Raw genomic sequence first — 13673 nt, forward strand, 5'->3', positions numbered from 1 at the left:
CTGCGGGGCCCGGCGGCGCTGCGGGGCGCGTCGGCCCTGTGGGATGTGTCGGCCCTGCGGGGCGTGCCTTCGGCTCACGGCAGGAGCCAGTCGACGGGGCGCTGCGCGGGGAGGTGTACGGCGCCGGTGACCGGGGTGGCGGGGTCGAGGGGGTGGCGGGGGCCGTCGGCGGTGGACCAGGCGTAGCCGGACGCGGTGCGGGCGGAACGCTCCAGGCTGACCACCACCGCGACGGGGTCGCCCTGTCGGGAGAACTGTCCGGCGAGCCGGGCGTCCCCGAGGAAGGCGCCGATCTGCTCGGGGGTGCGGGGCGTCCGGCCGACCGCCTCGACCCGGCCGCGCAGCACGCCGTACCGGGACTGGGGTGCGGACGGGAGGCTCAGGTCGACCCGTGCGCCGAGCGGGATCGCCGGGGCGCGGCCGGTGGCCACGTACAGCACGGCGACGAGGGGGGCGTCCGGGTCCGTGACGCGTTCCAGGGTCGCCACGTCGGCTCCGGTGGCGACCACCGCTCCGGTCCGGGCCGCCAGCGTCCGCAGCCGCCCGCCGGCCACGGCGCGTACGGTCGACTCGCCCCGCTCCGTCCGGACGGTGAGCAGCGGGGCTCCGGGGGTGAGGAACCGGCCCTCCTCGGCGAGGACTCCGGTGACCTGGCCGGCGACCGGGCTCTGCACGGTGTAGCTGCCCTCGGCGTGGGTGAGGACCCCGGGGGCGGTCAGCTTGGCGGCCACGGTGCCGGTGAGGGCCCAGGCGGTGGCGGCTGCCGTGACGAGGACGGTGACGGCCAGGGCGAGCCGGCCCTGCGGGCGCGCGAAGCGTACGGGGAGATCGAGTTCTTCGGGCGATTGCAGCTTGGACAGAGCCTTTTGGCGAAACTGCACGGACTGTTCCTTCAAGCGCAAACGGCCGGTTCGGGGATGCGGGGGGGGCGTGAACCCCGGAAGCCGTGGGGGATCCTCCGGGGTTCACTGGAATTGCGGGTGTTTCCTGTCAGAGACCGGCGATACCGGTGTTCACCGAGACGCCGGTGATCCCGGAGACCAGGCCGGGGGCGTAGGAGACGAGGCCCTGGACGCCCTGGACGGTCTCCAGGGAACCGACGGTGCCCAGGACGGTGCTGACGTCACCGGTCACGGCGCCGGCCAGACCGCCGTTGATGCTGATCACACCGCCGGAGACGGCGTCCAGCTCGGTGTCGGCGATCTCACGGGTCTCGAGGTCGTTACGCATTGCGCGCACCTTTCTTCCATCACTGATTGCACGACCGCGGTGGAAATTCCAGGTCCGCGGTGGGCAGATGAAAGCACGCCAAGGAGGTGCCGGGCCAATTGAGTTGACGGGTCATCCGGATGCGGCGTTCACGACGAAAGGCCGCCGTGCAGCTACATTCACGGAATGCCGACAACGTCTTCGCAGGATCGGGTAACGGATGTGCGGGGTCCGGCACGCTCACGGAACGTGCCGGACAAAACCGCACTTCTCCTCCGCGCTCCCCGCCCGGCCCTGTGCGGCGATTCGGGGAACGGGAGAAGGCGGCTGCCGAACTCATGCACAGTTGTGCAGGTTCTCGGCAGGCCGGCGGAAGTCACGCACCGCGAGGGTTCACCCCCAGCGCGTGACGGTGAGCTTGCGCCCTCCGGAGAAGCCGATGGTGCCCTGCACCTTGTTCGTCACGCTGACGGACCCGGCCGAGAGACCCACACCGGTCCCTCCCGGTGTCATGTGCGGACGTCTGTCCACCCGTCGCGGCACGGAGTCTCCACGGACGGGGGCGGAATTGACCGGATCCGCGGATCGAAGCGGGGCGGAATGCGCCATACCGCGGCATGGGAACGGAAAAGGGGCGGCGCCCGGTGCCGTGATGGCACCGGGCGCCGCCCCTTCTTCCGTCAGGTTCTTCCGTCAGGAAAGAACCTTCCGGATCAGGCTCAGACGCCGGCGACCGGGAAGGTCGGGTACTCCACGCCGGAGACGTGCTGGACGACCCGGATCACCTGGCAGGAGTAGCCGAACTCGTTGTCGTACCAGAGGTAGAGGATCGCGTTGTCGCCGTCCACCTTGGTGGCGCCGGCGTCGACGATGGACGCGTGGCGGGAGCCGACGAAGTCCATGGAGACGGCGTCGGGCGCCGTGGTGAAGTCGATCTGGCGCTTCAGCGGCGAGTTCAGCGAGACGTCGCGGAGGTACTCCAGGACCTCTTCGCGGGTGGTCTCGCGGCCCAGGCGCAGGCTGAGGATGGCGATCGAGACGTCCGGCACCGGGACGCGGATCGAGCTTCCGGTGATCGGGGCCTTGAGGTCCGGCAGCGCCTTGGCGACGGCCGAGGCGGCACCGGTCTCGGTGATGACCATGTTCAGCGGCGCGGAACGGCCGCGGCGGTCGGCCTTGTGGTAGTTGTCCAGCAGGTTCTGGTCGTTGGTGAACGAGTGGACGGTCTCCACGTGGCCGCGCAGCACGCCGTACTCGTCGTCCATCGCCTTCAGCGGCGGGACGATGGCATTGGTGGTGCAGGAGGCGCAGGACAGGATGCGCTCGTCGGGCTTCACCATGTCGTGGTTGACGCCGTGGACGATGTTCGGGACGTCGCCCTTGCCGGGCGCGGTCAGCACGACCTTGTCGATACCGGGGCGCAGGTGCTTGGAGAGGCCCTCGCGGTCCCGCCACTTGCCGGTGTTGTCGATGAGGATGGCGTCCTTGATGCCGTACGCCGTGTAGTCGACCTCGGACGGGTCGTTGGCGTAGATCACCCGGATGGCGTTGCCGTTGGCGAAGATCGTGCTGGACTCCTCGTCCACCGTGATCGTGCCCTGGAACTGGCCGTGGATGGAGTCGCGGCGCAGCAGCGAGGCGCGCTTGACGAGATCTTCGGCGGCCCGGCCGCCGCCACCGCGGACGACGATGGCGCGCAGGCGCAGGCCGTTGCCGGAGCCGGCCTTCTCGATGAGCAGGCGGGCGACGAGGCGGCCGATGCGGCCGAAGCCGTAGAGGACGACGTCACGGCCGGCGCCGCGCTCGAGCTTGTTGGCGCCGGTGGCACCGGCCACGGCCTCGGCGGTGAACTCCTCGACCGACAGGCCGCGGTCGTCGGCCTTGTAGGTGGCCGCGAGCATGCCCAGGTCGATCTGGGAGGGACCGAGGTCCAGGGTCGTCAGGGCCTGCAGGAAGGGGAAGGTCTCGGTGACCGAGAGCTCCTCGCCGGCGATCTGGCGGGCGAACCGGTGGGTCTTGAGAATGCTGACCACCGACTTGTTCACCAAGGAGCGGCTGTGGAGCAGGACCGTGACGTCCCGCTCCCTGTGCAGCTTCCCGATGATCGGGATCATCGACTCCGCGATCTCCTCGCGGTTCTTCCAGCTGGTGAACGAGTCCTCTTTGGCAGTCACAGGTTCATCTTTCGAGCTAGGCGGTGCTCATATGCTAACCCGACCTTCCTCTGATCCTTCCAGCAGTCCCGCCCTGCGGGACGGGGGCCGATGACACCACCCGCAAGAGCCGGTCAGATCCCGCCGATCAGCACGCATATGCGAGGTTCACCGGCGGTTCCACCTCTTGAATGATCCACTGCGCAGTGCCCGGCCTCCGGCCACTCGGCGACTCTCACGGCAGGAGGACCCGGAGGCTCCGCCCGCCGAGCGCGGCGTTCGGCGGGCGGAGCACCGCACTCTTCCGCCCGGCTTCCACCCCGCCTGCCCCCGGGCGACCGGGCTGCGCCGGACGGCACCGGAAGGGACAATTGCAGCGGGACCGGCACGGAGTAGGGCGGAGTGATGCACGACCCGCTGTTCCATGATCCTTCCGGAGTCTTCACCGAGTCGGGCGACGAGACCTACGCCCTGCTGGACGTGCACGGAGTGCTGCTGGGCCTCGGGCCGGGGGCGGAGGGATTGCTCGGCTGGTCCGCGGAGGAACTCCGCGGGCGGCGCGCGACGGAGCTGCTGTACACGCGCTCGGACGCCGCCGCGATCATGGCGCGGTGCGGTACGGACCCGGTGGCCGACCTGGGCCGGGCGGTCCTGCGGCACCGCACCGGACACCCGGTGGAGGTGACCCTGCGGGCGCGCCCCCTGATGGCCACCGGCGGGGACCGGCAGTGGCTGGTGCAGATCGTGGAGAGCGAGGCCGCCCGGCGGCAGGAGCTGGGCGACGCCCTGCTCAGGGGCATGTTCACCGATTCCCCGGCGGTCATCGACATCTTCGACACCCACCTGCGCTTCGTGGCGCAGAACGCGGCCCAGCGCGCCACCGGGACCTTCGCCGGCACCGATTTCGCCGGGCGCACCATGGCCGAGGCGGCCCCGCCCGGCCTGCTGGACCTGGCCGCCTTCGAGGCCCGCCAGCGGCGCGTCCTGGAGACCGGCCAGGCGCAGATCGCCGAGGAGGTGCGCGGCCGCACCCTGGCGGACCCGGACCGGGAGAGCGTCTGGTCGGAGTCGATCCTGCCGCTGCGCAGCCGGTCCGGGGAAGTGATCGCACTGGCGCACGTGGTGGTCGACGCGACGGACCGGGCCAGGGCCCGGGAACGCCTGGCGCTGGTCAACGACGCGAGCGCCCGGATCGGCACCACCCTGAACGTGCTGCGGACCGCGCAGGAGCTGATGGACGTGGCCGTTCCGGAGTTCGCCGACCAGGCCTACGTCAACCTGCTGGATCCGGTCTTCGGCGGCGAGGAACCGACGGCGGGGCCGACCGCCGACTGGGTTCCGCTGCGCCGGGCCGCCAGCTCGGTGGCGGCGGCGGCCCGCAGCGAGGCCATGGTCCCGCTGGGCGAGGTCGACGCGCACGCCTCGGCGCGCGGGTCGCCGACCCGGCTCGCCCTCGCGGGCGGCGAGCCCCGGCTGATGAACGGGGAGGAGCTGATCGCCGAGTTCGCCCCCGTCGACCCCGCGCGGGCCGAACTGGTGCGGGAGTACGGGGTGCACTCGTGGCTGCTGGTGCCGATGTTCGCGCGCGGGGCCGCGCTGGGCACGGCCGTGTTCATGCGGTCCGAACGCGCGCACCCCTTCGAGCCCGACGACGTCATGCTGGCCGAGGAGTTCGTGGCGCGGGCCGCCGTCTGCATCGACAACGCGAGCCGCTACACCCGGGAGCGCACCACGGCGCTGGCCCTCCAGCGGAGTCTGCTGCCGCAGCGGCTGCCGGACCTCGGGGCGGTGGACGCCGTGGCCCGCTACGTTCCGGCCACCGGACACACCGTGCTGGGCGGCGCCTGGTACGACGTCATCCCGCTGTCCGGCGCCCGGGTCGCCCTGGTGGTGGGTGACGTGGCGGGGCACGGGCTGCACGCGGCGGTGACGATGGGCCGGCTGCGGACCGCCGTACGGACCCTGGCGGACCTGGACCTGGCGCCCGAGGAGCTGCTGGCCCGGCTGGACGACCAGGTCAACCGGTTCCACGACGAGCACGGGCAGGGGCTCGCGGGCAGCGGCGCGGCGGGCACCACCTGCGTGTACGCGGTCTTCGATCCGGTCTCGCGGCGGTGCGGCCTGGCCCGCGCCGGGCATCCGGCGCCGGCGGTGGTGTCGGCGGACGGGTCGGTGGAGTTCCTGGAGCTGCCGGAGGGTCCGGCCCTCGGCCGGAGCGGACTGCCGTTCGAGAGCCGGGAGGTGACCCTGGGCGAGGGCCAGGTACTGGCCTTCTACACCGAGGGCCTGGTGACGGCGGAGGAGGAGAGCCTGGCCGCGGGGCAGGAACGGCTCCGTTCCGCGCTGTCGGACCTCCGGGCCGAGGAGGACGGCGGGACCGGCGGGACGCGCGGGACCGGCGGGAGCGGCGGGACGCGCGGGGCCGGCGGCGGACTCGATGCGGCCTGCGACCGCCTGATGGGCCAACTGCTGCCGACCCTGCCGCACGACGACGCCGCCCTGCTGATGGTGCGGGTGCACGGGCTGGACGAGGACCACCAGGTGAGCTGGGAGCTGGCGGCGGAGCCGGCGGAGGTGGCCCGGGCCCGGGCGCTCGCCACGGCGAAGCTGGCGGAATGGGGACTGGAGGAACTGTCCTTCGCTACGGAGGTGGTGGTCAGCGAGCTGGTCACGAACGCCGTCCGGTACGGGAGTCCACCGGTGCGGCTGCGTCTCGTCCGGGACCGCGAGCTGATCGTCGAGGTGTCCGACGGCGCCAGCACCTCCCCGCACATCCGGCGGGCGCTGGAGACCGACGAGGGCGGCCGGGGCCTGTTCATGGTCGCGCAGCTCACCCAGCTGTGGGGCACGCGCTACCACGACCGCGGCAAGACCATCTGGGCCGAGCAGGCCTTCCCGGAGGCGGAGGGCGGCGGGACCGGCTCCCCGTCCGGGTTCCCCGGCTTCCGGGCGCTGTGGGACGCCGCCGACTGAGGGCCTCCGCAGGTGTGACCGGTGTGCTCAGGATGGGCCAACCTTCGGGACGGACCCCGCGCCGGGCGCCCTCCCCGGTCCGCGAGCGCCTACCGTGACCGGCCATGACGGGCGAAGCGGAACCCCCTGAGGCCGACCAGTCCCCGGGGCGCAGGCGGCTGGTGCGGACCGTCCTGACCGGCGCCGCGGTGCTGAGCGCCGGGCTGCTCTCCGGCCCCGGCCCGGCCGCGTCCGGCACCGGCAGCGGCAGCTCGGGCGCCGCGAGCACGGGTACGGGTACGGGTACGGGTACGGCGAAAGCGGTTCCGGCCACCCCGGACTCGGCGCTGCGCGAACTTGCGGCGGGGAACCGGCGCTGGCGGACCCTGCACGAGACGCACCCGGACGAGACGCGCACGGTACGGCGGGCCCTGCTCGGCGGGCAGCACCCGTTCGCCGTGGTGCTCGGCTGCGTCGACTCCCGGGTGCCGCCCGAGCTGGTCTTCGACCAGGGACTCGGCGATCTGCTGACGGTGCGTTCGGCGGGGCAGGTGCTCGACGAAGCGGTGCTCGGCAGCATCGCGTACGGAATCCTGGAGCTGGACATCCCCTTGGTCGTGGTGCTGGGGCACCAGTCGTGCGGGGCCGTCGCGGCCGCGGTCCACGCGGACGGGACGGGCGCGGAACTGCCCGCCCACATGCAGTACCTGGTCGAGCAGATCCGCCCCGCGATCGACCGGAAGCTCCGGGGGGACGCACGGGTGGATGCCGCGATCACCGCCAACGTGCTGCGGGTCCGGGCACGGCTGGCGTCCGAGCCGGACCTGACGGCCCGGATCGCCGCGAAGCGGCTGGCCGTCATCGGCGCCCGGTACGAACTCGGCAGCCAGCGGGTGCACCAGGTCGGTTAGGCGGTGTCGGGGTGCGGGGGCGTAGGGCCATGGGGGTGCGGGTGGGGGTGCGAATCGCCGTGCGGACGTGGGTCGACCCGGTCGCGGGTGTCGTGGCCGTGCGGGGGGGGGCGGAGGTGGGCGATCCGGTGGCGGGTGCGGGCCCGCCCGGTCGGGTGGGAGTGGTTGCCTGCCAGGCCGTTCACCCCGACATGCGGGGGCCCTTCCGGCTACTGCCGTCATACGGCCGCTGACCAGGTGCGACGCTCTCGCACTACGCCGTACGGGCAGGCGTGGTGATGCGGCGGTGACGGTTCCGCGACGAGTCCGTGGCAAGGCCACGACGCGGCTGTGCGGGGTCCGGTCGTGATCTTCCGTAGGCTCTGCGGTGATTGCAACTGATCACGAGTCAAGGAGCGTCATGGCCCTGTCCGTTCGTCCGTCCGCCCGCCGTGGTGTGACCGTTTCCGCCGTCGCGCTGGCGCTGGTGGCCGGTCTGGCCCCGGCCGCGTCCGCGGCCTCCGCCGTCTCCGCGCCGCCCGTCGCCGGAACGGCCGATTCCGCCGCATTGGCCCAGGTCCTCCGCAACACCATGACCGAGGGCGCGCCGGGTGCGATGGCCCGCTACACCGGGCCGGAGGGCGTGGTGACCGAGACCGCGGGCGTCCGCGACCGGGTCTCGGGTGCGGCGATGGACCCGAAGGCGCGCTTCCGGGTGGGCAGTGTCAGCAAGACGTTCTCCTCGGTGGTGCTGCTCCAGCTGGTGGCCGAGGGCAGGATCAAGCTGGACGACCCGGTGAACCAGCACCTCCCGAAGCTGCTGCCGGACGACCGGATCACCGTCCGGCACCTGCTCACCCACCGCAGCGGGCTGTGGGACTACACCGAGGACATGTTCCAGCAGACCGTCCCCGGCTTCGAGGCGGTCCGCAACAAGCGGTTCACCTACCGCGAACTGGTCGAGCTGTCGCTGACCAAGCCGCGCACCACCGAGCCCGGCGTGGCGTACAAGTACTCGAACACCAACTTCGTGGTCGTGGGCATGCTGATCGAGCAGATCACCGGCAAGCCGGTCGCCAAGGCGTACGAGAACCGCATCTTCAAGCCGCTGAAGCTGAAGAACACCTCCTACGTGCACCCGGACACGCGCATCAAGGGCACGCACGCCCGCGGCTACCTGCACCCGGACGAGGCCGGCGCGCCGCTCGTGGACTCCACCGAGCAGACGGTGTCCTGGGCGCAGTCCGCCGGAGCGGTCATCTCCAGCCCGGCCGATCTGAACACCTTCACCTCGGCGCTGCTCGGCGGGCGGCTGCTGCCCGCCGAGCAGCTCGACGAGATGCTGAAGATGACCCCGACCGACGCGGCGAAGACCCGGCACTACGGGCTGGGCCTGCGCCGCTACGACCTGTCCTGCGGCACTTCGGTCTACGGGCACACGGGCACCGTGCAGGGTTTCTACACCTATGCGTTCAGCACCCGGGACGGCCGGAGCAGCCTGGCCGCGATGGCGAACACCTCCAACCGGGGGTCGGCCAACACGGCGCTCGGCGGCACCCTGGAGGCGGCGTTCTGCGGCAAGGCTCCGGCCAAGCAGGCGGCGGGAACGGCGCGCGGCTTCGCGGCCACCGAGCGGGGTTCCGCCTCGGCGGTGCTCGCCCCGGCGGAGGTCGACCTGCCGGAGCGCAACGCGCGCTGAACATTCTAGGCAGCGGCGGCGGAGTGCGTACGACCGGGTCCGGTTGCGCACTCCGCCGTTCGGTTCCCGCCATGTGTCGTTCCATTTCCGTCACTTGGCGTTTCCCTGGCGTTCCGTCATCCCGCCGCGGCGCTACTCCGCGGTAGCCCTGACCAGGCCAAACAAGGTGGTAGCCACAGGCAACACGCTTTTCACAAGACGGCGTTGACACGCTCCGTGCTCGCTCGTTAACTTCACGGCGTCGTCGCCACACCATGGGCACGAGGCCCCTCGGGACTAGCGACGCGGAGGACGCTCTCCGTTGACGACGTTGACCACAACGACAACGACAGCGACAAAGACCGCCACTGAACTGTTTGACGTTCAGCCTTACACTTTGCACTGCGAGGTTATCCATGCAGCGGGGGATCATGCCCTGATCGGCATATCGCCCGGCAACAGCTATTTCTCCGCTCAGCGGGTGCTGGATCTCGGACGATGGGGGTTCGAGAACTTCAGCGAGGTCGACATCCTGTACACCGACCTCCATGTGGCCGAGATGTACGAGGCGTTCGGCTACGACGAGGTCGATGCCCAGCGCAAGGCCGTCAAGAACCTGCGCGGCGTCCGGGCCAAGGTCCAGAACGCGGCGGCCGAACTCGATCCGGGCGACGGACGGATCCGGGCGCGCAAGCTCTCCGAGTTCCTGGAGAACGACGCGTACCGCGAGATCCACGCCCGGATCACCAAACTGCTCGACACGGACCATGAGTTCAGGCGTATCTGCGAGGAACTCGCCACGTACTTCTTGTCCACCAAGTCCAACGGGGAACCCAGCACCCAGCGGCAGCGCGAGGTGTGCCTGAAGTACATCTGCGCCGAGGCCCCGCTCTTCCTGGACACCCCGGCCATCTTCGGGGTTCCGTCCTCGCTCAACTGCTACCACCAGCTCCTGCCGATGGCCGAGCTGCTGTACTCCCGGGGCGCCGGTCTGCGTGCCTCCAGAAACCAGGGCCACGCCATCATCACGCCCGCCGAAGGAGCCTCCGATGTCCGTTGAGACGCTGCCCGAGCTGATCGACTTCCCGTTCGACTCGCGCGGTGACCGGCTGCCCGCGGAGATCGAGGCGCTGCGTTCCGAGCCGGTCAAGAAGGTCCGGACGATAGCCGGCGACGAAGCCTGGCTCGTCTCCTCCTATCAGCTGTGCAAGCAGGTCCTGGAGGACCCGAGGTTCAGCCTCAAGGAGACCTCGGCGCCGGGCGTGCCCCGGCAGTACGCGCTCACGATCCCGCCCGAGGTCGTGAACAACATGGGCAACATCACCGGCGCGGGGCTGCGCAAGGCCGTGCTCAAGGCCATCAACCCCAAGGCCGACGGCCTGGTCGACTACATGCGTGCGAACGCCGCCGAGCTGGTCGAGAAGATCCTCGCCACCGGTGCCCCGGTGGACCTGCGGGCCGCGTTCACCAGCCCGTACTCGGAGGCGATGCACTGCCGGATCCTGGGCATCCCCTTCGAGGACGCGCAGAAGCTGGCGGCCAGCCTGGACATCGCGTTCATGAACTCGGCCTGCCCCGTCACCGGTGCCAAGCTCAACTGGGACCGGGACATGGCCTACATGGTGGAGCGGCTCGACGACCCCGCCACCTACGGGCTGATGGCCGAGCTCGCCGCGCTGCGCGAGGACCCGGACTACGCCCACCTGACCGACGAGATGCTCGCGACGGTCGGCGTGACCTTCTTCGGTGCCGGCGTGATCTCCACCATGGGCTTCCTGACCATGGCGATCTTCTCGCTGCTCCAGCACCCCGAGCTCTGGGAGGAGCTCAAGGCCGACCGGTCGAAGATCCCGGCGGCGCTCGACGAGCTGCTGCGCATCAACCTGTCCATCGCGGACGGCCTGCCGCGGCTGGCCACCGAGGACATGCAGCTCGGCGACGTCCTGGTGAAGAAGGGCGAGCTGGTGCTGGTGCTGGTCGAGGGCGCCAACTTCGACCCGGAGGCGTTCGAGAACCCGGACGAGATCGACCTGGAGCGCCCGAACAACCACACGCACCTCTCCTTCGGCGGCGGCGGCCACTACTGCCCGGCCACCGCGCTCGGCAAGAAGCACGCCGAGATCGCCATCGAGACGCTGCTCGACAAGATGCCCGAGATGAAGCTCGCGGTGCCGGTCGACCAGCTGGTGTGGCGGACCCGCTTCATGAAGCGGATCCCCGAGCGCATGCCGGTGATGTGGTAGCCCGTCCCGAGCGGGGGGTTCAGCCCAGCAGGGCGTAGACGGTGGACGCCTTCGCGGCCGGCTCCTGCGCGCCGTCCGGCGTCAGGGTGATGTCCGCGAAGGCCATCCGCTTGCCCAGCTTGGTGATCCGTACGTCGATGAGCAGGTCGGCGCCGACGACCGGGCGCTGGAAGCTGGTCGACTGCTGGACCGTGGTCATCGGCCCGTAGGCGCCGCGGGCGGCCGAGATCGCGATGACCGTCGCGGTGTCGGCCGCGGCCATCATGGCCTGGCCGGACAGGCCGCCCCCGTCCCGGGCGAGCCGGTCCGACCAGGGCAGCCGGAGCAGGGCGTGCGTCGGCCCGGTCTCCTGGACGCTCAGGCCCAGGTCGAGCACCCAGGGGGCGAAGTTGTCGGCGAGGATCTTGTCGGCTTCAGCGGGTGCGAGGGTCACCCGGTGATTGTGGCGGCCCGGGGGGACCGCCACAACACCCCGGACGGGTCAGAGCGAGGCGGCCAGTTCGGTGCCCTGCTTGATGGCGCGCTTGGCATCGAGTTCGGCGGCCACGTCGGCGCCGCCGATGAGGTGCGCCTCGATGCCGGCCGCGCGGAGCTCCTCGTACAGGCCGCGGCGCGGTTCCTGGCCGGTGCACAGCACGACGGTGTCGGCGGGCACCAGGTGCGGTTCGCCGCCGACGGTGATGTGCAGGCCGTCGGCGTCGATGCGCTCGTACGTGGCCCCGGCCACCGTGGTGACCCCGCGGTGCTTGAGCTCGGCGCGGTGGATCCAGCCGGTGGTGGTGCCCAGCCCGGCGCCGACCTTGGTGGTCTTGCGCTGGAGCAGGGTGACGGTCCGGGGGGCGGCCGGCCGCTTGGGGGCGGTCAGGCCGCCCGCCGCCTCGTACGAGGTGTCCACGCCCCAGTGCCGGAAGTAGACGGCGGGGTCCTGGGCGGCGCCCTCGCCGCTGTCGGTGAGGTATTCGGCGACGTCGAAGCCGATGCCGCCGGCACCGAGGACGGCGACGCGCTCGCCGACGGGCGCGCCGTCGCGGAGGACGTCGAGGTAGCTGACCACGTTGGGGCCCTCGACGCCCTCGATCTCCGGGATGCGGGGGGTGACACCGGTGGCGACGACCACCTCGTCGTAGCCGGTGAGGGCGGGAACGTCGGCACGGGTGTTCAGCCGGACCTCGATGCCGTGTGCGGCGAGCTGCCCGCCGAAGTAGCGGATGGTCTCCTCGAACTCCTCCTTGCCGGGAATCCGGCGGGCGATGTCGAGCTGCCCGCCGATGTGGCCGGAGGCCTCGAAGAGGGTGACGGCGTGGCCGCGTTCGGCGGCGGAGACGGCGCAGGCCAGGCCGGCCGGGCCGGCGCCGACGACGGCGACGCGCTTCTTCGTCCGGGTGGGCAGGAGGACGAGTTCGGTCTCGTGGCAGGCGCGCGGGTTGACCAGGCAGCTGGTGATCTTCCCGCTGAAGGTGTGGTCCAGGCAGGCCTGGTTGCAGCCGATGCAGGTGTTGATGGTGTCCGCGGCACCGGCCTTCGCCTTGTTGACGAACGCGGCGTCGGCGAGGAACGGGCGGGCCAGCGAGACCAGGTCGGCGCGGCCCTCGGCGAGCACCTGCTCGGCGACCTCGGGGGTGTTGAGGCGGTTGCTGGTGACGAGCGGCACGCCCACCGCGCCCATCAGCTTCTGGGTGACCCAGGTGTAGGCGCCGCGCGGGACGGAGGTGGCGATGGTGGGGATGCGGGCTTCGTGCCAGCCGATGCCGGTGTTGATGATGGTGGCGCCGGCCGCCTCGATCTCCTTGGCGAGGTGCACGACCTCGTCGAGGGTGGAGCCGCCGGGGACCAGGTCCAGCATGGAGAGCCGGTAGACGATGATGAAGTCCTCGCCGACGGCCTCACGGGTGCGGCGGACGATCTCCAGCGGGAAGCGGACCCGGTTCTCGTACGAGCCGCCCCAACGGTCGGTGCGGCGGTTGGTGGCGGCGGCGATGAACTCGTTGATCAGGTAGCCCTCGGAGCCCATGATCTCGACGCCGTCGTAGCCGGCGAGCCGGGCGAGGCGGGCGGCGCGGACGAAGTCCTCGACGGTCTGCTCGACCTCGTCGTCGCTGAGCTCGTTCGGCACGAAGGGGCTGATGGGGGCCTGCAGGGCGGAGGGGGCGACCAGGTCCGCGTGGTACGCGTACCGGCCGAAGTGGAGGATCTGCATCGCGATCTTCCCGCCCTCGGCGTGCACGGCCTCGGTGATGACCCGGTGCTCGGCGGCCTCCTCCTCGGTGGTGAGGCGGGATCCGCCCTCGAAGGGGCGGCCGGCGTCGTTGGGGGCGATGCCGCCGGTGACGATGAGGCCGGCCCCGCCGCGGGCGCGCTCGGCGTAGAAGGCGGCGAGTCGCTCGAAGCCGCGCTCGTGCTCCTCCAGGCCGGTGTGCATCGAGCCCATGATCACGCGGTTCGGCAGGGTGGTGAAGCCGAGGTCCAGGGGGCTCAGCAGGTGCGGGTACTGGCTCTGGGGGGTGGACATGGCGGCGCCTCCTCGCGCGGATGTGGTCACCCTGTTGTA

General features: G+C 71.3%; 10 protein-coding genes. 5 read left to right on the forward strand and 5 right to left on the reverse strand.

The genetic code is table 11. The features are described 5' to 3' along the window. Window positions 1–74 precede the first annotated feature (74 nt). The 3 genes from AC067U_RS00560 to AC067U_RS00570 all read right to left on the reverse strand — a co-directional run bounded on the left by AC067U_RS00560 (window position 75) and on the right by AC067U_RS00570 (window position 3383). A complete protein-coding gene (locus AC067U_RS00560; protein WP_478827401.1) occupies window positions 75–881 on the reverse strand; it encodes a hypothetical protein in 807 nt (268 codons plus the stop codon). 109 nt (window positions 882–990) lie between these two features. Next, entirely contained in the window at window positions 991–1230 is a 240-nt protein-coding gene (locus AC067U_RS00565; RefSeq protein ID WP_478827402.1) for a hypothetical protein, read from the reverse strand. Between the two features lie 698 nt (window positions 1231–1928). Beyond that, window positions 1929–3383, reverse strand: a complete 1455-nt coding sequence (locus AC067U_RS00570) for a glyceraldehyde-3-phosphate dehydrogenase (RefSeq protein WP_478827403.1) — start codon at window positions 3381–3383, stop codon at window positions 1929–1931. Between the two features lie 384 nt (window positions 3384–3767). On the opposite strand from AC067U_RS00570, the gene AC067U_RS00575 reads away from it, so the two are divergent. The 5 genes from AC067U_RS00575 to AC067U_RS00595 all read left to right on the forward strand — a co-directional run bounded on the left by AC067U_RS00575 (window position 3768) and on the right by AC067U_RS00595 (window position 11125). Further along, complete coding sequence (locus tag AC067U_RS00575) at window positions 3768–6335, forward strand: SpoIIE family protein phosphatase (protein WP_478827404.1); 2568 nt, start codon at window positions 3768–3770, stop codon at window positions 6333–6335. 104 nt (window positions 6336–6439) lie between these two features. After that, entirely contained in the window at window positions 6440–7225 is a 786-nt protein-coding gene (locus tag AC067U_RS00580) for a carbonic anhydrase (protein WP_478827405.1), read from the forward strand. 400 nt (window positions 7226–7625) lie between these two features. Next, window positions 7626–8903 carry a serine hydrolase domain-containing protein gene (locus AC067U_RS00585; RefSeq protein WP_478827406.1) on the forward strand — a complete coding sequence of 426 codons (1278 nt, stop codon included), beginning with the start codon at window positions 7626–7628 and terminating at the stop codon, window positions 8901–8903. A gap of 310 nt (window positions 8904–9213) precedes the next feature. Next, window positions 9214–9942, forward strand: a complete 729-nt coding sequence (locus AC067U_RS00590) for a cyclodityrosine synthase (protein WP_478828246.1) — start codon at window positions 9214–9216, stop codon at window positions 9940–9942. Then, entirely contained in the window at window positions 9932–11125 is a 1194-nt protein-coding gene (locus AC067U_RS00595) for a cytochrome P450 (RefSeq protein WP_478827407.1), read from the forward strand. Before AC067U_RS00590 ends, AC067U_RS00595 begins: the two co-directional genes overlap by 11 nt. Before the next feature lie 19 nt (window positions 11126–11144). On the opposite strand, the gene AC067U_RS00600 is transcribed toward AC067U_RS00595, so the two are convergent. Together AC067U_RS00600 and AC067U_RS00605 are read right to left on the reverse strand one after the other, a co-directional pair. Continuing rightward, the gene (locus AC067U_RS00600) at window positions 11145–11558 is read right to left on the reverse strand and encodes a PaaI family thioesterase (protein WP_478827408.1); all 414 of its coding nucleotides are present in this window, start codon (window positions 11556–11558) and stop codon (window positions 11145–11147) included. Between the two features lie 48 nt (window positions 11559–11606). Beyond that, window positions 11607–13634, reverse strand: coding sequence for an oxidoreductase (locus tag AC067U_RS00605; RefSeq protein ID WP_478827409.1), 2028 nt, complete (start codon window positions 13632–13634; stop codon window positions 11607–11609). Between the last annotated feature and the right edge of the window lie 39 nt (window positions 13635–13673).

This window comes from Streptomyces sp. NPDC043853 (genome assembly GCF_056436025.1).